This is a genomic window from Neptuniibacter sp. QD72_48, assembly GCF_047778065.1.
Lineage (GTDB): Bacteria > Pseudomonadota > Gammaproteobacteria > Pseudomonadales > Balneatricaceae > Neptuniibacter.
Map to the genome: position 1 here is coordinate 815,790 of NZ_CP180547.1, position 21,039 is coordinate 836,828.

Consider the following 21,039-nt stretch of genomic DNA (forward strand, 5'->3'; position numbering starts at 1 on the left):
AGATTTCCGTAGCTATAAAATTCTTAGCGGCCAGAATATTTTTGCACCTGCAGAGATATAAAATAAGGTCGATTGAGGGGAGATAACTTAATGAGCAATGATGGCGTGAATAAGGGTCGGCGCCGTCTCCTAATCGGTGCTACATCCGCAGTTGGTGCGGTTGGTGCTGTAGGAGCAGCTGTCCCATTCGTAGCTTCCTGGACGCCGAGTGCGAAGGCAAGAACTGCCGGCGCACCTGTCAAGGTGGATGTAAGTAAACTGGAACCTGGTCAGCAGGTAATTGCTAGCTGGCGTGGTAAGCCTGTGTGGATCGTTCGTCGTGGCGAAGAAGCATTGGCTAATCTGGCTAAGCTAGATAGCAACTTGCAGGATCCAAAATCGGATAACCCTGCACAGCAGCCTGATTACATTCCAAAAACCCCTGCGCGTTCTCTACGTGAAGATATCGCTGTTTTGGTTGGTATTTGTACTCACCTAGGTTGTTCTCCAACTTATCTTCCTGAAGTAGGTGTTACATCTGGTCAGGGTGAAGATTGGGTTGGCGGTTATTACTGCCCATGTCATGGTTCTCGTTTTGATCTTTCTGGTCGAGTAATGAACGGTTCCCCGGCTCCAAGTAACCTTGTGATCCCGCCTCATCACTATGAGAGCGAAAATGTGATCATCGTAGGTATTGATCAGGAGACTGCATAATGGCTGGTTCTCGTAACAAAGGTAACCCAGGTATCATGGGTTGGATTGATGATCGTTTCCCAGCTACAGCTATGTGGGAAGATCACCTATCTAAATACTACGCTCCAAAGAACTTTAACTTCTGGTACTTCTTTGGTTCATTGGCGCTTCTAGTGCTTGTTAACCAGATCCTAACGGGTATCTGGCTAACTATGTCTTACAATCCTTCTGCTGAAGGTGCGTTTGCTTCTATCGAATACATCATGCGTGATGTTGAATACGGTTGGTTGCTGCGCTATATGCACTCTACCGGTGCATCTGCATTCTTCGTAGTTGTTTACCTGCACATGCTTCGTGGCATGATGTACGGTTCTTACCGTAAGCCTCGTGAGCTTGTATGGCTATTCGGTATGACAATCTACCTAGCGCTTATGGCTGAAGCTTTCATGGGCTACCTATTGCCATGGGGTCAAATGTCTTACTGGGGTGCACAGGTAATCGTATCTCTATTCGCTGCTGTACCATACGTTGGTCCAGAACTAGCTGAATGGATTCGTGGTGACTACCTGATCTCTGGTATTACTCTAAACCGTTTCTTCTCTCTGCACGTAATTGCTCTACCAATCGTTCTATTGGCATTGGTTGTTCTGCATATTATCGCGCTACACGAAGTGGGTTCTAACAACCCAGACGGTATCGAAATTAAAGATAACAAAGATGAGAACGGCGTACCTGTTGACGGTATCCCATTCCACCCTTACTACTCTGTTAAAGACATTGTGGGCGTGGTTGTATTCCTATTTGTTTTCTGTGCGGTAGTCTTCTTCTTCCCTGAAGGTGGTGGTTACTTCATTGAGGCGCCAAACTTTGAGCCAGCTAACCCGCTGAAAACGCCTGAGCATATCGCGCCTGTATGGTACTTCACGCCATTCTACGCGATGCTACGTGCTATCCCGCCAATCCTAGGTTCTCAGTTCCCTGGTGTTGTTGTGATGGGTGCAGCGATTGCTATCTTGTTTGTGCTTCCTTGGTTGGATCGCAGCCCAGTTAAATCTATCCGCTACAAAGGCTGGATGAGCAAACTGTGGTTAGTGATCTTCTGTGTGTGCTTCGTAATTCTGGGCTACTTAGGTGTTGTTGCATCTACTCCAGGTCGTACGTTAGCGGCTCAGATTTGTACAGGTCTGTACTTCGCGTACTTCTTCCTGATGCCGATCTACACCAAAATGGAAAGTACTAAACCAGTTCCAGAAAGGGTTACAGGCTAATGAAAAAGTTTCTTATTGCATTAGTAATGGCGGCACTGCCTATGGCTGCAAGTGCTGCAGGTGGTGCTAAAGGCCACCTAGATGAGATGGACGTTGATCTGCATAACCAAGCATCTTTGCAGCGTGGTATGCAAACGTTTGTAAACTACTGCTTGGGCTGTCACTCTGCTGAGTTCCAACGTTATGAGCGTGCTGCGCTAGATTTAGGCATGAACCCAGAGCTTGTTGCTGAACACTTGATCTTTGGTGATCACAAAGTGGGTGAGCAGATGACTATCTCTATGGATAAAGGCGATGCTGGTAAGTGGTTCGGTAACCCTCCACCAGATCTAACGCTAGAAGCGCGTCTACGTGGTCCAGATTGGTTGTACACTTACCTACGTAGTTTCTACGCTGATGAGTCTCGTCCATGGGGCGTGAACAACGCAGTGTTTAAAGACGTTGGTATGCCAAACGTACTTGGCCCGCTACAGGGTGAAGTTGTTGCAAGCTGTTCTTGGGAAGAAATGAACGCTCACGGTTTGCGTGGTGAGGGTATTGATCCTCTAACTAACAAGCCGCTAACTAGCTGTACTTCTGTTAAGAAGGGCACTGGTGAGCTATCTCCAGAAGAGTTTGATGCGCTAGTATATGATCTAGTTAACTTCATGGTTTACATGGGTGAGCCATCTAAGTTGGATTCTCAGCGTATCGGTACTTACGTGTTGATCTTCTTGTTCCTATTCTTCTTCCTTGCGTATGCGCTGAAGAAAGAATTCTGGAGAGATGTACACTAATAGCTTTACGATATAATCGTGAGCTTTAAAACGCGGCCTCTTTTTTAAGGGGCCGCGTATCTGTTTCTAATAAGGGGTATTCTTAATGGGTGTTGTGGCAAAACGTTCTTCCATGTCCTTCTACTCTAATGGCGAGGACCAGTATAGCCATCGAGTTCGTATCGTCCTGGCAGAAAAGGGTGTTGCTGTAGAGATTCATGATTGTGATGAAGGTAATCTTCCTGAAGATCTAACTTCAATGAATCCGTACAATAGCCTGCCAACTTTGTTGGATCGCGATTTGGTTCTTTATGAGCCAAATGTGATGATGGAATATCTTGATGAGCGCTTCCCTCATCCGCCACTATTGCCTGTTTATCCAGTGGCCCGTGCTGAAAGCCGACTATACATGTATCGCATTCAGCGTGACTGGTGTGATCTTGCGGATAAAATCATTGAAGCTGCGATGGCTGATGATGAAGATACAGCAGAAGAGGTTCGTAAAGAGCTGCGTGATAGCTTGATTACGATTTCACCGATCTTTGCTGATAAGCCTTTCTTTATGAGTGAAGAGTTTACTTTGGTTGATTGCTGCCTAGCCCCACTATTGTGGCGTTTGCCGTTGTTGGGTATCGATCTTCCAGAAGATCAGTGCAAGCCTTTGGTTAAGTATATGGAACGCCTATTTGAGCGTGAATCTTTCCAAATGAGCTTGTCAGAAGCAGAGCGTGAAATGCGCGATTAATTGTTTCGTAGTAAAGTTAAAAAAGGGATGATGTTTCATCCCTTTTTTTATGTCGTAAATTTGTTAAATGTTTGGATAAAGAAATGAAGCCGAGTCGCCCTTATCTTGTTAAAGCACTGTATGACTGGTTATTGGATTGTGATTTAACACCTCATCTTTTGGTAGATGCTACGCAGGATGATGTTACTGTTCCTACGCAGTTTATTGATGATGGCCAGATTGTTTTAAATATTAATCCATCAGCGGTTCGGGATTTTTATCTCGATGATCGAGCGCTGTCTTTTAATGCGCGTTTTTCAGGCCAGCCAATGGATATATATGTACCGATGGCGGCTATCTTAGCCATCTATGCACGTGAAAATGGGCAGGGTATGGGCTTTGGTGGTGAGCCAGGTGTTGACTGCTATACGCAGGAGTTGGCAATACTGGATAACGTAGAAGATATGGATGCGGATGAGCCTAAGGAAGCTGAAAAGCCAGCAAAGTCAAAAAGGCCGTCATTAAAAGTTGTAAAGTAGTTGAGGGAAGTGGAAGGGTTGAACCTATAGAATTAAAGGTGCGTACTAAGGGTTAGTACGCACCGTGGCTCTTATCGATTAACGTATTCAAACACTTTTACAATTTTCTCTACGCCAGCGATATTTCTTACGATATTGATAGCATTCTCAGCTTCTTGAGGGCTTACAAGGCCCATAAGGTAAATCGTGCTGCTATCAGTTACTACCTTGATGCGAGATCCATCAACTGCTTCGTTTGTTAATAGCTCTGCTTTAACTTTTGTGGTTAGCCACGTGTCGTTAGTGCGAGCGATAGTGGATGAAACGCCAGAGATTTTTACTTCGTTATGAATCTTGCGTACTTTACGTACTTGGCTGACGATCTGTTCAGCTTCCTGTCTTGCGCTTTCTGCAGGTGCTTGGCCAGTTAACAGAACAACGCCGTTATAGCTTGTTACACTGATATTAGTCGCCTGCATCTGTTCTGAGCCCTTGGCAAGGTTAACCATGGATAGTGTTTCAATCACTTCATCGTCTATGTATGAACCAACGGTTCGATTGCCTGGGTCTTCCTGAATAGGACCTTCTCTTCCGGCACTTAGGATATCGGAACAGCCTGTAACTAATAGCGATAAGCTAATCCCTGCAATTAAACTAAATGTCTTTTTGTTGATCATGTTTATTCGCTTCCAAAAAGTTGGTAGTCAATTAAATCGCATAAAGAGTGCAAAACTAGTAACTGCGCATGGTGAACTAGCGAACTATCGTCGCTAGGTACGCATATCTCGATCTCTTCTGGGCTGAGAAGCGCTGTGATATCGCCACCATCAGAACCGTTCAGGACGATAACAGTCATTTCACGATCATGGGCGGCTTGTATTGCTTGTACAAGGCTGCTGGAGCGACCATGAGGTGTTATCAGTAATAAAATGTCCCCAGGTTGGCCTAAAGCATGGATCTGTTTGGCTTGCGCGTCCATAAAGCCGCTATCTTCACAGATCGCGCTTAAGGTAGCGCCATCTGAATTAATATTGATTGCGGGTAGACCTGGGCGCTCATGCCTGAATCTATTCATCAATAGTGCGGTGAAGTGTTGTCCTAAAGATGAGGAGGCTCCATTAGCACAGCAGAGAATCTTGTTCTCACTGACAAGGCAATGAAGTAAAAGTTCGCCAGCATGGGCAATAAGTGGAGTGTACTGCTCAATGGTGATCGCGTTAACTTCCATTGAGTTGTGAAACTGGCTGACAATTCGGTCTTCGAGTTCCATGCTGTCCTTAATCGTTTACCTTAAGTTCTGAAGGCATCTTTATACCACAGAGGCTCCGTTGGTGCTGCATCATATTCGTAAGCAATGACATCAAATCGGCAATTATTGTTAGAAAATTGCTTTTTATGGCTCAAATAATGTTGTGCTGCTTTAATGATCTTTCGTTGTTTGGTGGTAGTAACTGAAGCTGCTGCACCGCCATACTTTTTTGAATTGCGGTAACGGACTTCGATAAAAACAAGTGTGCGTCGATCTAACATGATTAGATCGATCTCGCCAAAGCGACAATGATAATTGCGTTCGACTAAGGTGAGTTTGTTTTTTGAGAGGAATCTTTCGGCGTGTTTTTCGGCGTCCTTGCCGGTCTTGTTTCTGTCCATGAATGCTGTTTACTCAATAATTTGTGGGATGCCGTCTTTATATTTGGCCCAAGTTAGCGTTCTAAAAACAAGGCCGTTGTTGTTAATACTAAGTTGCCCTGTTTCGCCGTTGATCTGGGTGCCAGGAACCGCACTTAATTGTTTTAGATAGGGATGGATGCGATAAGCATCAAGACCTAGAGCGTATAAGCGACCAAAACGACTGTTTGTGTCATTGCGTTGCTGTGAAATAAGTACTTTGTCTTGGGATGGTGGTTTTAGGTTCCAAGGGGTGCCAAGGAAAGTTACGTTATTTAGGTCCTGGTCTTGGATCGGGTTGTTGCTGCCACTGAAAACGTGCGAAGTTGCGTAGATCGGTAGATCGCCTGCAAAGTTAAAAGCGAGCATGGTGTTTAGCTGTCTTGCATCATTGGGGAGTGCGGTGAGGATGATGGCTTCCATATCATGGCGGCGGTGCTCCTCAAATTCAATTTTGTGGGTATAAACTACTTTTCTTAGGTTCTTGTAGCGCTGTTTACTTTTATCTGTGGATAAAAATTGACTCACATGCTCGGAAAATTCGCTGATATCCCCAAAGTTACTTGAATGAACAACCATGCCGCCTAAGCTTGTGTAGTGTTCTTCAAAAGCCTTGCTGATTTTTTCGCCCCAGCCACTGTTTGGTGTTAATACTGCGGCACGGCGGATGCCGTCTTTCCATGCGCGCTCTGCAATTTGAGTGGCTTCATCTTCTGCCGAAAGGCCAAATTGATACATGCCTTCACGAGCGGGTGAATCGGTGTAGTTTAGGGCGAGTACAGGTACTTGAATGTGCTGATCGGCAGCCAAGGTTGTAACATAGTCTTTAGCTAAAGGCCCGATGATCATATCGACTTGTTGCTCATTAACGATTGAAGCCAGCTGAATCGGGGTGTTTATCTTTTCAGAGTCCAGAAATAGAAGTTCTGGAGAGGTTTTGCCTGGTTGTTGGCTGCGTAGGTGAGCCATCATAATGCCTTCTTTGATGGCGTTGGCAGGTTTGGCTAATTTGCCTTCAAGCGGCAATAGTACTGCTATTTTTTGAGCTGAGAATGTCTGTGCACCTAGTCCGCCAAGAGATTGAGGTGGTAGCTTTTGGGCTGGGTGAGATTCCCATAATACGGCCCAGTTATTAAGCGCTTGGTTTTGTGTGTCTAGCTGTGTATTCAGGCTTAGTTCGTAAGCTAGCTCCAACCAGCCTTGCTCATGATAGCTATTAGTGCCACTGCGAATGAGTTCGGAAAGCTGGGTTGCTTCAATTTTTAGTAAACTATTCCAGATCTGATCGTGCAGGATTTGCTTTGCTTCGTCCGTATCGAGCAGTTGGCTTAGTCGGATCAGTTCTTTGGCTTCGCTAAAATGTCGCTGTTGTAGCTGGAAGGCATGGGCGCGCAGCTTGAGAATTTGAATCTCTTGCTCAGTCAGGAGTTTAAGCTCAGATGAGCTATTTAGCCTGTTGAGTTGTTGCAAAGCTTGTTCAGGTTGGTTTTGTTCAAGAGAAGCTTCAGCTTGAAGTTTGGCGATATCAAAGCGAAGGGATGGGGCTAGGAGGGCAACATCTATTTGGCTAAGTACGGCAGCAGCTTCCTGCTTGCGGCCTAGGCTAAGTAAAATCTTCGCAGCGTCTGCTCGATATTGAGCAGATTTAATCGGTTTTGCAGAATTTGCTTTTTTAAGCAGGCTTTCTACTTGTTGTTGGTCTTGCTCAGCTGCAGTCAGCGTTGGTTTCGTGGATGTCGTACTAACTGAACAGCCAGAAATAATTGTGCTGATTAAAATTGCTGAAAGAGACAGGCGCCACTGAAATTTCATATACTTCGCAACCCACGTTTTAAGATGGTATCTGTAATGTTAGAACCCGCACTGTACGTTGTAGCAACGCCAATAGGAAATCTGCAGGATATGACACCTCGCGCTATTGAGGTCTTGCAGCAAGTTGAGTTGATAGCTGCTGAGGACACACGTCATAGTGCCCGTCTGATGGCGCATTTCGGTATCAATACCCGCCTTGTTTCCGTCCATGAGCATAACGAACGCCAGCGAATTGAGACGATTGTACACCAGTTGCAATCTGGTGCCAGTGTTGCGCTCATTTCTGATGCTGGAACGCCGCTAATTTCTGACCCTGGATATGTTGTAGTCCAGGGGGTTAGAGAACAGGGTTTTAAGGTCGTGCCTGTTCCTGGTTGTGTGGCTTTTATAGCGGCTCTGTCAGCTGCAGGTTTGCCTACAGATCGATTTATCTTTGAGGGTTTTCTGCCGCATAAGTCGAGTGGACGTAAACAGCAGCTTAAGGGGTTGGTCGATGAAACGCGAACGCTGATTTTTTATGAATCCCCGCATCGTATTCTGGCTTCTCTGAAAGATATGCAGTTAGTTTTTGGTGGTGGGCGTGTTGTGGGGATTGCTCGTGAGTTGACTAAAACATATGAAACGATCCATGTGGATAAGTTGGATGCTGTCATAGAGTGGATGGAGGATGATTCTAATCAGCAGCGCGGTGAGTTTGTTGTTTTGGTTCACGGTATAGAAAATAAAGGCGCAGCTGAACTGGATGCTAAGGCTTTAGAGGTGTTGGATATTCTTCTTGCAGAGCTACCGGCGAGTCAGGCGGCTTCTTTAGCTGCGAAAATTACCGGTTTGAAGAAAAAAGTGCTTTATCAGGCGGCTTTAGATCGCTAACTGATTTAGCTTTTGTTAGAATTCGCGCCGAGGAGTTTGCCAGGCAGTCGCTGTCTTCTTTAGAAGGTGGAGGAAAGTCCGGGCTCCAAAGGGTAGAGTGCCAGATAACGTCTGGGCGGCGCGAGTCGACGGAAAGTGCAGCAGAAAATATACCGCCTAAGCATCCTCGGATGCCGGTAAGGTTGAAATGGTGCGGTAAGAGCGCACCGCGTGGGTGGTAACACTCCACGGCATGGTAAACCCCACTCGGAGCAAGACCAAATAGGGTTCCTATAGGCGTGACCCGCGCTGGAACCGGGTAGGTTGCTTGAGGTGCATAGTGATATGCATCCCAGATGAATGATTGTCCACGACAGAACCCGGCTTATCGGTAATCTCTTCGCTTTTTTCTCTATGTTTTCAATGGGTTAAGCGCCCATTGGGAGCATTGAGAAAATGGTACAACATCTGGTACAGAGCCGTCACCCCCACGTTATTCTTCGTGGTAAAACTTACTACTTCCGTTACGCTTACCCTAAGCATCTACGTTCACTTTGCCCGTGGCTTCCTGTTGAGGTTAAGCGCAGTCTGCGTACGTCATCATTCTCGGAAGCGGTGTCTTTGGTTGAAGCGAAGAAGTCTCTTCTGAATGTCTTAAGTCGCTGTAGTGACTCGTCTCTTGTCGAGGAGCTGTGCGCGCGCCTGCTCGATTTCTCTGACGGGATTAAGCAATGGGTTAAAGCACAGTATCAAGCGCTGACAGGCGGTTATACGAGGCCTCAGGTTGTGTCCGTGGTGAAGCCTAAGAAGACGCCGCGAGGCCCCAAGTTATCAAGGGTTTGGTCTGAGTTCGTGGCGTGGAAGAACTGGTCGGATAGGAGGGCGAGGAACAATCAAGTGCTCTTCGACAACCTAAAGCATTTCCTTGGCGACATTGCTGTAACACGTATCACCAAGTCTGACATTCGTTCTGCGCTGGAGTCGATCTCTAAGTTGCCGGTGCGTAACAAGCGCCCGTACAGTCGTATGACCATTCGAGAGATGCTCAAGCGTAATATCCCTGAGTCGGACTTAATCTCTGACAAGTTAGTCAAGGAGCACCTGAAGCTAGCGCAAGGCTTGTTTAACTCCTTCATGGTCAGGGAGCGAGACATTCTTCAAGTCTCACCTACCGAAGGCGTGAGGTGGGAGGTGCAGGATCGCAGGTTTGGGTGTCTCAATGATGCGCAAGTCAGAGGCGTCATTCAGAGAGTGAAGACCAAGCCAGAGTGGTTTGAATGGTTCTTGAAGCTAGCGTTGTACTCGGGTGCTCGAAGGTCTGAGATCGCTGCGTTGCGCCCAACAGACGTAAGGTTCTGCCATGATACTCAGCGTCATTACTTCGTAATCCATAAGGGCAAGACCAAGGCTGCTAAACGGGTCGTACCGCTACATAACAGGTTGGTCGAAGAAGGGTTTTTGGATTGGATCGGAGAAGGTTCTGAACTGATATTCCCGATAGCTGCTAACACCCCAAACCGTGTTACGGATAACTTCGCATCGCTGCTCGATGTTCACAAGACTGATATGGGCGAGCGTCTTGTCTTCCACTCTACACGTCATACGGTCATCACCAAGATTAGGTCGTCAGGTGTTAACACGCCGTTACTCCAACAAGTTATTGGTCATGAGAAGACCGGTGCTGGTGTGACTGACCGCTATACGCATAGTTTCCAGATGAAGGACGTCTTGTCGGTCATCGACTGCATTACTTACGAAGCTTAAAAATCTGCAAAAAATCTGTGGGCGTTCTCTGATAGAAGGCTGTTAGCCAATCCCCCCCCGTATGGGGTGTCTACGATGTCATAAGTTCGTAGACGTGATGAAGTCACCAGTTGAGAGTGTGTATTAAATCGTAGATCAGCAGTTCGTAGACGGTGAGTGTTTACGAATCGACATAGGAGACATCGACATGGCGTTACTTGGGTATGCGCGTGTGAGTACCAATCAACAGAAGCTAGACCTACAAGTGACTGCGCTGGAAGGCGCTGGTGTGCGCTCTGACCGAGTGTTTACAGACAAGGCTAGCGGTAAGGATGACCAGCGTGAAGGTCTTCAGCGGCTGCTTGGTCGTGCTGAGCAAGGTGATGTGATCTTGGTGAAGAAGTTGGATCGGCTAGGACGTGATACGGCTGACATGATCAAGATTATCAATGACCTGCATGAACGTGGCGTGTCTGTACGTTTCCTTGATGATGGCATCAGTACCGAAGGCAGCATGGGTAAGATGGTCGTGACGATCCTTGCTGCTGTAGCTCAGGCCGAGCGTGAGCGAATCATGGAGCGTACTAACGAAGGTCGGGAGGCAGCGAAGGCGTCAGGCGTGAAGTTTGGACGTAAGAGAGTCATAGATCGGGAGGCTGTACTCGATGCTCTCCACGATGGTCAGGGAGCCACCAGCGTAGCGATGACCTTCGGCATTAGTCGTGCGGCCGTTTACAAGATCAAGGCTGAAGCTACGTAGTATTAATTGTTCATTTGATAACCCACGCCCTAGGAGAAGGTTGACCACTGTTCTGTTTATGTCTCTTTGTCAGCCTTGTCTCCTACCAATTTAACGAGAGAGGTTATCAATCACATGACGTTACCACGCATAGGAAACACACAACGCACCAAGCCAGCCATGAAGTACGCCAACCCAGCGGGTACATGCAGCCACATTGGGTGTAACAACAAGCTACGCCGCGCTGACTCGGGGTTCTTCGGTAAGTACTGCAATCCATGTTCACGAAGGCTGATTGATCATGGTGCATTCAATAGTAAGGTTCCAAGTCTGAAACAAGAGCCATACGCATCGATCTACAAAGCTGTACGTCAGGTCGTACTGGAGCTGATCAGAGAGCGCAACGGTGCTATAGCAAGTCAGGCTTCAGTACTTGAGAGAGCTAAACGACATGCATCGTGGGACGGTATAGGAGACCCAAGGCTGGCACGTAGGTCTGACATCTGGCTCTTACATCATTATTACCATCATCAGTTAATTACGAAGGAAAGGAACCCAATCGATTGGCTGTTGCACATGACTGCTGTCGTAGGTGTTGTTCAGTTGTACCCGCAAGGGTTTGAGACCAAAGATCAGGAGGCGTTGTTCCTCTGTAAGAGAGGCTTGGGTTACAAGTCGTTACCTTCGGTCAGACTGAAGAAAGACGATACGCCAGCACCACATGGTCGGTTTCCGTTACGGGCAGCTAGAGAGTTGGCGAGGAGAGTTAAGTCTGACTGGTTGTTGACGTCAAGTGCGCTTGAGCTGGTGGCTAAACGTCTGCTTGTACATTGTTAGGTGTACATAGAGTCTGGCTATAGTCTCTTAAGAGTTGATGACCATTTACCATATCAATCAAGGTAGATCATATAGTCAACATTGCTCTCTAGGGTCTTCCTAAGTCTATGACTTATATGAATAATATTACTAAGATAGCTATGAATGATGGTCGTCTGACAATAGTAAAGTCTTTAGTGTCAGGCTTTAAGTAGACCTATATATCTATAAGGCGAATGCTCTGTAGGGCCCATGAATACTAGGGCTTCTAGTCAATTTAGGAAAAATATATCCATTCTTTTCCTGAAAAAATCACACCTGAATTAAGCGAAGCACATGACAGCAAAATATCGTGTTATCGACTCCGTCATGGGGTCAGGTAAGACAACCAAAATCATTGAAGAGTTGCGTCAAGCCAATCCCGAAGAGGATAGGTTCCTCGTAATTACGCCGTATCTCGACGAGGTTGAGCGGTTCACGAATGAAGTCCCTGAGTTGGATTTTAAGAAGACTAAGAATAGTGAAAAAAGCAACCTGGCTACGCTTCATGAGTTATTGGAAGCTCAGGAGAACATTGCGTCTACACATGCGCTTTTCACTAGGTGGAATGATAAGACTTTGGAGCTTCTGAAGAGTAATCGATATCACCTGATCATTGATGAGACAGTGAACTGCCTACGTGAATACGGTTCGCAGGACGGAGAGTTATCTTCAAATGACATCATGCTACTTGTGGACTCGGGTCTTATACGAGTTGCTGAAGATGGTGGTCTTGAGTGGAACGGCGAAAGAAAGCTTCGCTATGACTCGACTTTCACCAAACTTAAAGAAGATTGTGATTCCCGACGGCTTTTTAGAATGGGAGATGATGACCATACAGATGGGATGATGTTCTGGGAATTTCCTATTGAGATACTGAATGCCTTTCAGCAGGTAACAGTGCTTACCTATCTCTTCTCTGGTTCTTTAATGGCTGCGTATTTTGAAGGGAATGGAGTTGAACCGGTTAAGATGACCATCGATGGGCAGAAGCAGTTGGTTGAATGGAGCGAGGAGTTGGAGGCGGAGGCAGTCAAGCCAATAGCGAGGCTCATTACGCTCTTAGAAGACGAAAAGCTGAATGCAGTAGGGGAGAGAACAAATGCATTTGCGACAGGGTGGATGGCTGATCGGACTCCAGCAAAAATGGAAGAGATTTCGAAAGCGGCTCGGAATGTTCTTCAGAATAAATATAAGGCCAAAGCAGATACAGCTATGTGGTCCTGTGTACTGAGATTCAAAGAGTCATTAACGCCGAAGGGATTTAAAGGTGCGTTCATCGAGTGTAATAAACGGGCAACGAATGAGTTTCGGGACCGTAAACACCTCGTTTACCTACGAAATATCTATATGACACCGGCGCTGTATAACTTCTGCCGGAAGATGCGCGGGGTCAATCCGTCTCATGATGATTATGCTCTAGCGGAACTACTTCAATGGGTATTTAGGTCTGCGATTAGGGATGGGAAGCCCATTGAGCTTTATTTGCCATCATCGCGAATGAGGATGCTTCTAAAAGACTGGATGGCTTAGGGGGAGTAGTTATGGAAAGTAAAGGGTGGCCCGTGCTTGCGTGTTTGGGCGGGTATCTGATATCTCTTAGGTTTGTTATTGCTATTACACGGACTGTGACTTACAGAATTTGCCTATGAAATTTCATTCTGATGGACCAAGTATACCTGATATTCTTTTAGAGCGGTGTGATGCTGGGCGTGTTGTTTTCCTATGTGGGGCGGGGGTTTCATCTCCTTCCGGTATGCCTGATTTTATCGGTCTCACTCGATATGTAATAGAGTTCTTCGATCCTCCAGAAGAATCAGAAGTAATGACAGCTTTTCAGCCTTGGTTGGATGATCCTGCTGGGGCAAATATGCCACTAGATCAGATTTTTAACTTGCTCCACCAAGAGTATGGCAAGGATGAAGTTAATGCCTTGGTTTCTGAGCGTTTAAGGGTTCCTTCAGAAGCGGATGGTGTAGGTAGAGAACATGGCTTGATTAAGCGGATTTCGTCTAGCCAAAGTGGCATGCCACAGATTGTTACAACGAACTTCGACCTTCTGTTCGAGGGTGGGGATGACAATTTACTTCCTTATGTCCCTCCGTCGTTTCCTGATCTCGATTTCGGAACCACTATAGAGGGAGTGACTTATCTTCATGGGAGGTTGGCAGATGAGAGTTCTGTTCATCACCCCTACGTACTGAGTAGTGCTGACTTTGGTCGTGCATATTTATCTGAAGGTTGGGCAACCAAATTTATTAGAGGCTTGCTGGAGCGCTACACTGTGGTCCTTGTCGGGTATAAGGCTGAAGACCCGCCGGTAAAGTATCTTTTACAGGGGCTGAATCACGATGGGAAGTATGATTCATCTCGTCTATATGCTTTTGAACGGGGAGTTCCTGTAGATATCGAAGCTAAATGGCGTGATCGTGGCGTAACGGCTATAGGTTATTCTGAGCACTCTGCTCTTTGGGAAACGATGGAGGCTTGGGCTGTTCGTTCAGACGATCCGCGTAGATGGAGGGCTTCTGTAATTGAAACTAGCCTAATGGACCCAAAGAGTATGCTTCCGTTTGAGCGCGGCCAAGTAGCTCATGTTCTTCGTACGGTTCAAGGCGCCAAACTTTTTTCGGAGCTTCGACCTATAGCTCACCCAGAGTGGATATGTGTGCTTGATGGGCATTTGAGATTGGCGGATAAAAGTCGTGGATATGGCGAGGACGCCGAAGAATTCGATCCAGTTGTTGAATATGGTTTAGACGATGACCTTCAGCAGCTTTTGGATACAGGGCTTCGAGAAAGAACGTCCACCGATAATCTTCTGTCTTGGCGTGATGGGGACGATAACCCTAGCGAGTCGCACCATCTGAGCGGGGCTTATTCCGGTGCTTTTCAAGTAATTCCCGTTCGCCTCGGTCATCTTGCTACATGGATCAGCGCTTCCGTTCATAGTCCCGTTCTAGCTTGGTGGGCTGCTCGTCAAATAAGTTTACACCCAAGATTATTAGAGCATATAGAGTGGGAGGTTAGGAGGTCTGAGGGCCTTCATGAGCGCGCTAGGCATGCTTGGAATTTGATTATTGAATACCACCGAGCGTCCGACGGCGGGCAGTGGAGAGGTGATTGGTTCGATTTTAAGAAAAGAGTCAATGTTGAGGGCTGGAGTCCGAGTGTGCTTCGTGCTTTCCGAAAGGTTGCAAGTCCTAGGCTTAAAATTGGAGCGCGTTTAGGTCTAGCTGGTTCTAAGCCCCCAGAAGGTGATTGGGAAGGTGTGTCACTTCGTGATCTAGGGGTGTTTGAAATACATATGCTAGAAAGGCACGGGGAAGAGTTGGAGGTTCCTGATGAGGTTTTACCCACTGTTTTTAGCATATTGGAAGAGCAACTTATATTTGCTGCAGGGTTGTTAGAGGAAGTTGAGTCTACGGGCGTTTCAATGCCTATCTTGTATCCGGAGCGTGAGGTAGATGGTAAGCCTTTTGTTGATGATATAGCGGAAGTTTTGGCGTTGTTTGTACAGCTTTTCGAGCGGTTATCTGATCTACAACCTGAGCTTGCTGCAAGTCATGCTGTTATCTGGTCTGCAAACGATAGATATTTTTTCCGTAAGTTAAAGTTATTCGCTCTATCAAAAGGTCATCTGTTTTCAGCTGAAGATGTTGTCGAAGCTGTGCTTGCATTGGATCAGGATGCTTTTTGGGATAGTGATGTAGTGCGCGAGCTTCTATTTTTGCTTTCGGATCGATGGGGAGAGTTTACTGAGAATCATTGTAACCGCCTTCTGGATCGAATTCTCGCTGGGCCAGACCAATTAGCTCATTGGAGCGATGATGAGTACCCTGAGAAAAGTAATGTTCGTTCGGCTCAGTATGGAAAATATCTAGAGTTGCAGGGCGCGGTACTTCCGTTAGTTCAGTTTGAGCGGCTTACTTTATTAATTGAGAAAATACCGCGTTGGGCTGATAGCTGGGCGTCGTCAATAGTGGTGGAGAATGGATCACATGGTGGTTGGATCGGTACAGATGAAAACCCCGAGGTGCTTTTAGATCTTCCGGTCAATGAAGTTTTGGTGCAGGCTGAGGGGCAGCTGAATAGGGATTTTCGTAGCCTCACTGACAAACGCCCTTTTGCTGGGCTTGTGAAAACTAATCCAAGAAAGGCGCTGTTAGCTTTATCACTTGCAGGAAAAAAAGGGGAGTATAGGCAAGAGTTTTGGTCGTCTTTAATTGTAGGTATTCCTGAAGATGTTTCGCTTAGGCTGCGGTATGTCTTTCTTCGCAGAATATCTCGTTTACCTCGCGAGGTGGTTGTGGGCCTAAGGTACGACTTAGGAAGGTGGCTTGAGAAGAATCTAGCTTCGATTATCGCACTGGATGAGCATCTTGGTTGGGCTGTTTACGACCATGTCGTTGAAGGTATACAGAGTGCAGCGTGTGAGGCTCAGGGTAGTGACTTGGGTGAGATTTTTCTGGATGGTGGTGCTATCGAGAGGTCAAATCGTACCTACCACCACGCGTGTAACGGTCCTTTGGGAATGTGTGTTAATGCGCTATATAGTGCTGTGCCCGGTGAGCAACAAGAGGCTAATTCACTGATACCAGAGCCGGTAAAAAGTCGTATCGAACTGCTCTTTGATGCTCCGAGAGAGGGGAGAGATCACGCAGTATCTATTACGATGAGTAAATTGAATTGGCTTATGTTTGTCGATCCTTCTTGGGTTAGGGCTAGGCTCTTACCAATGTTGAGTTTTGAATACTCGGCTTCAGAGCCTGCATGGAGCGGCTTGCTTCATAGCGGGGGAGGTTTATCACCGACCTTGGCTAAGGAAATTAAACCATTGCTGCTTGACTTGTTTCCGTGGATTGATGGTTTTTCATGGGATAAGGATGAATCTCAAATTGCGGCCCAGTGGCTTGGCTTTATGCGGATTTTTTATCCCGATGCACCTGAAGGCTTGACCAAGGGAGAGATGAGGAATGTCCTTCGATCTATTTCTGATGGTGCTCGAAATCGTTTCATCTTCTGGCTAGGTAAGGTTGGTGATAGTAACGAGAATGGGTGGGGCCAGCTTGTTATTCCTTTTATTGACGAAGTTTGGCCAAGAGAGCGGAAGTATCGCACAGCAGTTTCGGTTAGGGCGTGGGTTTGCCTTCTTACTGATGCTGGGGAGAGTTTTCCTCTAGTGTATCAAGTCGTAAGAAAGTTCTTGGTCCCTGTAGAGACTGGAGAACACTCATTTCATATGTTTGCTCGCGAGGTGAATGGACAGTCGCTTACTGCGCGGTACCCTGAGGTGGTGTTAGATCTTATGGACGTAGTTACTCCTCGTGTATTAGCAAAGCTACCGTATGAGTTGCCTAAAGTCTTGGATGTGATAGCAGAGAGCGATAGGGCTCTTACTTCGGACCCACGCTACTTGCGCCTCCTTGATCTTGTAGAGCGAAGTTGATTCGCTTTTAGTTCGCGGGATTATGCTGTGCGTGCTGGTACATAAGCTGGTACAATCACTGCGAATTAACGCTGCGTGTAACCCACGGAGACGTAAAGAAAACTCGGAGTGTGCCAAATGTCAGGGTTCCTATAGGCGTGACCCGCGCTGGAACCGGGTAGGTTGCTTGAGGTGCATAGTGATATGCATCCCAGATGAATGATTGTCCATGACAGAACCCGGCTTATCGGCAAACTCCTCATTATTCTTTCTTTTCAGGAAGAGCGGTGTTCACTGCTTTTCCTGTAAAGGTCTGATTCACCTAATTCATTGTTTTATATGCAGTCTCTCAATGCTTAGTTTTTGAGAGCTTCTCTCTGTATGCATTTCTCTAATGTTTGATCTCTGATAACCGTCATTTACGGCGCTTTCAGCCTTGCTTTAGTTGGGGTTACTTTCTATAGTGTGCTCTAGTGGGATAAAGTGGGTAAAAGTGGGTTTTTCTGTAATTTAAGTGGGTTTTGAGAGCCGAAAATGTTTAGAGGCGTTAATCAAATCAATCTGGATGCCAAGGGGCGCATGGCGATTCCGGCACGTTATCGCGAGAAAATCGCGACGTGTTGCGATGGTCAGCTCGTGGCTACGATTGATACTGAAGAGCGCTGTTTACTGCTTTATCCACTGGAAGAATGGGAAGTGATTCAGGAAAAAATTGAAAGCCTGCCCAGCTTTAATCCTGCAGCGCGTCGAATTCAGCGCCTATTGATTGGTCATGCAACAGATCTTGATATGGATGGGAATGGGCGATTGCTTTTGCCTGCTCCACTTCGAGAGTATGCCGAGCTCGATAAAAAAATTGTGTTGCTTGGGCAAGGGCAGAAGTTTGAAATCTGGAGTGAATCCAGATGGTTGGCTACCCGTGAAGAGTATCTTCAAGAGGTAGAAGGTGGCATGGCAATGCCTGAAGAATTACAAAATTTATCGCTATAGCGGATCGAGTAACGACGAATGAGCCAGGAATTTAAACATATCACAGTGCTGTTAAATGAAGCTGTAGAAGCTTTAGTGCAGGACGCGTCTGGTTTCTATGTCGACGGGACCTTTGGTCGTGGCGGTCATTCTGCATTGGTATTGGATCAATTGGCAGAAGATGGTCAGTTGATGGGAATCGATAAGGATCCAACCGCCATTGCGCATGCACACGAACGTTTTGCAGATGAAGATCGTTTCTCTATAGCGCACGGCAGTTTTGCACAATTGCAAGAATTTGTAACTGAGCGTGGTTTGCAAGGACAGGTTGATGGAATTTTGCTGGATTTGGGTGTGTCTTCACCACAGTTAGATGATGCTTCCCGAGGGTTTAGCTTTCTAAATGATGGTCCGCTCGATATGCGAATGGACACCTCTTCCGGTGAAAGCGCGGCTGATTGGATCGCTCGCGCCGAAGAGAAAGAGATTGCTGATGTGATTTATACCTATGGCGAGGAGCGTTTCTCCCGTCGTATGGCGAAAGCGATTGTGGCTAAGCGTGAAGAAGAGCCAATTACCACGACAGCGCAGCTTTCAAAAATCATAGCTGAAGCCAATCCTGCTTGGGAAAAAGGTAAGAACCCTGCAACACGTGCTTTCCAAGGTATTCGTATCCACATTAATCGTGAATTGGAAGATCTGGAAAGCTGTTTGGATCAGGCTTTAGAAATGTTGAAAGTGGGTGGGCGTCTTGTAGTTATTAGCTTCCACTCACTAGAAGATCGGATTGTGAAGCGCTTTATTCGTCAGCATGTTAAAGGCGATGAGCATATTCCACGTGGTATTCCGGTTACAAACGATATGTTGAAAATTCGGTTGAAGAATGTAGGTAAGGCTGTGAAAGCGAGTGCCTCAGAAACCGAAGAGAACGTACGGGCTCGAAGTGCAGTGATGCGAGTGGCTGAAAAGGTCGCTTGATGCTTGGAAAGTTCTTGAAAAATTGGGTTGGTGATCAGGAGGATGAGAAGGGGAATTCATCTGGTCGAGACAATTTTTATAGTGCTGAAGAGTTGCTGAGCCCATTTTTATTGGTGTTTGTGTTGGTTGTGGTGCTTTTGGTGTCGTGCTTGGGCGTAGTAATGAGTGCCTTTGAATATCGACAGTTATTTAACCAGCATCAGGAATTGATACAGCAAAGGGATGAGCTTCAAGTTGAGTGGGGACAGCTATTGCTTGAGCAAAGTGCATGGGCTGCCAATAACCGAGTTGAACAACAAGCAACGAGCGTGTTGGGCATGAAAGTGCCAGACGTTGAGCAAATAGAGATCGTGAAGCATGAGCGATAACGCTGAAGCAGCAGTTGGTAGAGGATGGCGCCTTTGGTTGGTGCTGGTTCTTCTATTGCTCGTTGCAGGTGGGATTACGGCTCGCATGCTTTCGCTTTACGTTGAAGAGCAGTCGTTTCTGCAAACCCAAGGTGATGCTCGCTCATTGAGAACGGTTCAGGTACCTGCCCATCGTGGGATTATCACGGATAGGCATGGTGAACCCTTAGCGGTGAGTGCACCGGTCGCGACTATTTGGGCTGATCCGAAAATGACAGATATGCAGCACGATGGTTTGTCAAAACTAGCTGTGCTGCTGAAAACGAACAAAAAGAAACTACTGGCTAAGTTATCTGAAAATCGCAGTCGTAGATTTTTGTATTTACAGCGTCAAGTTACACCTGAGCTAGCTGAAAAAATTAGAGCTTTGCGTATACCGGGTGTGCATGTTGATCGTGAATATAAGCGTTACTATCCAGCAGCTGAGGTAACAACGCATCTGGTTGGTTTTACCAATTTGGATGGTAAAGGCCAAGAAGGTCTGGAACTGGCTTATGAGGATTGGTTAAAGGCTGACGCTGGTAAGCAGCTGGTTATGAAAGATCGTTTGGGTAGAACGATCAAACATATTCGGGAAGTTAAGCCTGCTTTGCATGGTAACGATATTCAGCTAAGCATCGATTTAAGGCTGCAATATCTAGCGTATAGAGAATTAAAAGCGTCAGTAGAAGCGCATAAAGCTGATGGCGGGTCGATTGTGATGCTAGATGCATCCACGGGCGAAGTGTTGGCGATGGTTAATCAGCCATCCTACAACCCGAATGATCCAAAACAGAGAATTTCGACGGCTTTAAGAAATAGAGCGTTAACCGATACATTTGAGCCGGGCTCGACAGTTAAGCCTATGACGGTCGCTGCGGCGTTAATGAGCGGTGAATACGAGCCGGAAACGATTGTAAATACTGCACCTGGTTATATGCGGGTTAAAGGTAAAACGATTCGAGATCATCGTAATTACGGTGAGATAGATATCTCCACCATTATTACGAAATCCAGCAATGTGGGTGTAACCAAGCTGTCGTTAAGCTTACCTGAAGGTTCGGTACGTAATCTGTATCACAATTTAGGCTTAGGGCAGGCAACAGGAATCGGCTTTCCGGGTGAAAGTACAGGTTATCTGCCTTATCTGAATTCGAGACAGCAAGTTGAGCGTGCGACGCTTTCTTATGGCTATGGCTTATCAGTTACGCCATTACAGCTAGCTCAATCATATTTGGCGTTGGCTAATGATGGTGTCGTGAGCCCTGTTAGTCTGATTCGCCAAAACGAAGCAGGTAAACCTGTTCGAGTTATGCCTGCGGATGTGGCGGTTGATGTCCGTGAAATGATGGAAACTGTGATTAGCGTTAAAGGCACGGGTCGTAGAGCTGCTGTGCAGGGATATCGAGTAGCTGGAAAAACAGGCACTGTGCATAAAGTTGGCCGTGGTGGATATATCGACGATCAGTATATATCTACATTTGCAGGTTTGGCGCCGGTAAGTGATCCGCGCTTAGTAACAGTAGTGATGATTGATAACCCTAAAGGCCAGGAATATTACGGTGGTGAGGTAGCAGCTCCGGTTTTTTCAAGAGCGGTAGGTGGAGCTTTACGTTTGATGAATATCCCACCGGATAATTGGCCGGAAGTAAATAAGCAGGTTGCTCAGCGTTGA

The 21,039-nt window shown here is 46.5% G+C and carries 19 protein-coding genes, 1 other RNA gene and 1 pseudogene; 17 read left to right on the plus strand and 4 right to left on the minus strand.

Going from position 1 to position 21,039, the window contains the following annotated elements:
• Positions 1-90: 90 nt before the first annotated feature.
• The 5 genes from petA (at position 91) to ACMXYX_RS03530 (ending at position 3,958) form a co-directional block, all read left to right on the plus strand.
• The gene (gene petA, locus ACMXYX_RS03510) at positions 91-693 is read left to right on the plus strand and encodes a ubiquinol-cytochrome c reductase iron-sulfur subunit (protein WP_415883620.1); all 603 of its coding nucleotides are present in this window, start codon (positions 91-93) and stop codon (positions 691-693) included.
• Positions 693-1,940, plus strand: coding sequence for a cytochrome b (locus ACMXYX_RS03515; protein ID WP_415890411.1), 1,248 nt, complete (start codon positions 693-695; stop codon positions 1,938-1,940). The genes petA and ACMXYX_RS03515 overlap by 1 nt, the downstream gene beginning before the upstream one ends.
• Positions 1,940-2,716 (plus strand): cytochrome c1, encoded by a 777-nt coding sequence (locus tag ACMXYX_RS03520; RefSeq protein WP_415893564.1) that lies wholly within the window; start codon positions 1,940-1,942, stop codon positions 2,714-2,716. Before ACMXYX_RS03515 ends, ACMXYX_RS03520 begins: the two co-directional genes overlap by 1 nt.
• Before the next feature lie 85 nt (positions 2,717-2,801).
• Entirely contained in the window at positions 2,802-3,440 is a 639-nt protein-coding gene (locus tag ACMXYX_RS03525) for a glutathione S-transferase N-terminal domain-containing protein (RefSeq protein ID WP_415890413.1), read from the plus strand.
• An 83-nt stretch (positions 3,441-3,523) separates the two neighbouring features.
• Positions 3,524-3,958, plus strand: coding sequence for a ClpXP protease specificity-enhancing factor (locus tag ACMXYX_RS03530; protein WP_415897601.1), 435 nt, complete (start codon positions 3,524-3,526; stop codon positions 3,956-3,958).
• Between the two features lie 71 nt (positions 3,959-4,029).
• Here the strand turns inward: ACMXYX_RS03530 and ACMXYX_RS03535 are convergent, their stop codons facing one another.
• From ACMXYX_RS03535 to ACMXYX_RS03550, 4 genes are read right to left on the minus strand one after another with little or no spacing between them, the layout of a single operon-like run.
• The gene (locus ACMXYX_RS03535; RefSeq protein ID WP_415897602.1) at positions 4,030-4,614 is read right to left on the minus strand and encodes a BON domain-containing protein; all 585 of its coding nucleotides are present in this window, start codon (positions 4,612-4,614) and stop codon (positions 4,030-4,032) included.
• Positions 4,615-4,616: 2 nt separating this feature from the next.
• Positions 4,617-5,207 (minus strand): SIS domain-containing protein, encoded by a 591-nt coding sequence (locus tag ACMXYX_RS03540; protein WP_415883626.1) that lies wholly within the window; start codon positions 5,205-5,207, stop codon positions 4,617-4,619.
• 20 nt (positions 5,208-5,227) lie between these two features.
• On the minus strand, positions 5,228-5,587 hold the full coding sequence (locus ACMXYX_RS03545; RefSeq protein WP_415897603.1) for a YraN family protein: 360 nt from the start codon (positions 5,585-5,587) through the stop codon (positions 5,228-5,230).
• 9 nt (positions 5,588-5,596) lie between these two features.
• On the minus strand, positions 5,597-7,417 hold the full coding sequence (locus ACMXYX_RS03550) for a penicillin-binding protein activator (protein ID WP_415906494.1): 1,821 nt from the start codon (positions 7,415-7,417) through the stop codon (positions 5,597-5,599).
• 36 nt (positions 7,418-7,453) lie between these two features.
• On the opposite strand from ACMXYX_RS03550, the gene rsmI reads away from it, so the two are divergent.
• From rsmI to ACMXYX_RS03610, 12 genes and pseudogenes are all read left to right on the plus strand, one after another.
• Positions 7,454-8,287: a 16S rRNA (cytidine(1402)-2'-O)-methyltransferase gene (rsmI, locus tag ACMXYX_RS03555; RefSeq protein ID WP_415906495.1), complete on the plus strand. Its 834-nt coding sequence runs from the start codon at positions 7,454-7,456 to the stop codon at positions 8,285-8,287.
• Positions 8,288-8,318: 31 nt separating this feature from the next.
• An RNA gene (gene rnpB, locus ACMXYX_RS03560) (RNase P RNA component class A) lies at positions 8,319-8,670 on the plus strand.
• 52 nt (positions 8,671-8,722) lie between these two features.
• Positions 8,723-8,836: pseudogene (locus ACMXYX_RS03565) on the plus strand (hypothetical protein); the annotation flags it as partial.
• 327 nt (positions 8,837-9,163) lie between these two features.
• Positions 9,164-10,030, plus strand: a complete 867-nt coding sequence (locus ACMXYX_RS03570) for a tyrosine-type recombinase/integrase (protein WP_415906821.1) — start codon at positions 9,164-9,166, stop codon at positions 10,028-10,030.
• A 187-nt stretch (positions 10,031-10,217) separates the two neighbouring features.
• Entirely contained in the window at positions 10,218-10,769 is a 552-nt protein-coding gene (locus ACMXYX_RS03575; protein ID WP_415906496.1) for a recombinase family protein, read from the plus strand.
• A 114-nt stretch (positions 10,770-10,883) separates the two neighbouring features.
• Positions 10,884-11,585, plus strand: a complete 702-nt coding sequence (locus tag ACMXYX_RS03580) for a hypothetical protein (protein ID WP_415906497.1) — start codon at positions 10,884-10,886, stop codon at positions 11,583-11,585.
• Positions 11,586-11,900: 315 nt separating this feature from the next.
• Positions 11,901-13,136 carry a hypothetical protein gene (locus ACMXYX_RS03585; protein WP_415906498.1) on the plus strand — a complete coding sequence of 412 codons (1,236 nt, stop codon included), beginning with the start codon at positions 11,901-11,903 and terminating at the stop codon, positions 13,134-13,136.
• A 115-nt stretch (positions 13,137-13,251) separates the two neighbouring features.
• On the plus strand, positions 13,252-17,052 hold the full coding sequence (locus ACMXYX_RS03590; RefSeq protein ID WP_415906499.1) for an SIR2 family protein: 3,801 nt from the start codon (positions 13,252-13,254) through the stop codon (positions 17,050-17,052).
• 513 nt (positions 17,053-17,565) lie between these two features.
• Positions 17,566-18,021 carry a division/cell wall cluster transcriptional repressor MraZ gene (gene mraZ / locus ACMXYX_RS03595; protein WP_415883635.1) on the plus strand — a complete coding sequence of 152 codons (456 nt, stop codon included), beginning with the start codon at positions 17,566-17,568 and terminating at the stop codon, positions 18,019-18,021.
• Between the two features lie 18 nt (positions 18,022-18,039).
• Positions 18,040-18,978 carry a 16S rRNA (cytosine(1402)-N(4))-methyltransferase RsmH gene (gene rsmH, locus ACMXYX_RS03600; protein WP_415900213.1) on the plus strand — a complete coding sequence of 313 codons (939 nt, stop codon included), beginning with the start codon at positions 18,040-18,042 and terminating at the stop codon, positions 18,976-18,978.
• Positions 18,978-19,346 carry a cell division protein FtsL gene (ftsL, locus tag ACMXYX_RS03605; RefSeq protein ID WP_415906500.1) on the plus strand — a complete coding sequence of 123 codons (369 nt, stop codon included), beginning with the start codon at positions 18,978-18,980 and terminating at the stop codon, positions 19,344-19,346. The genes rsmH and ftsL overlap by 1 nt, the downstream gene beginning before the upstream one ends.
• On the plus strand, positions 19,336-21,039 hold the full coding sequence (locus tag ACMXYX_RS03610) for a peptidoglycan D,D-transpeptidase FtsI family protein (protein ID WP_415883638.1): 1,704 nt from the start codon (positions 19,336-19,338) through the stop codon (positions 21,037-21,039). Before ftsL ends, ACMXYX_RS03610 begins: the two co-directional genes overlap by 11 nt.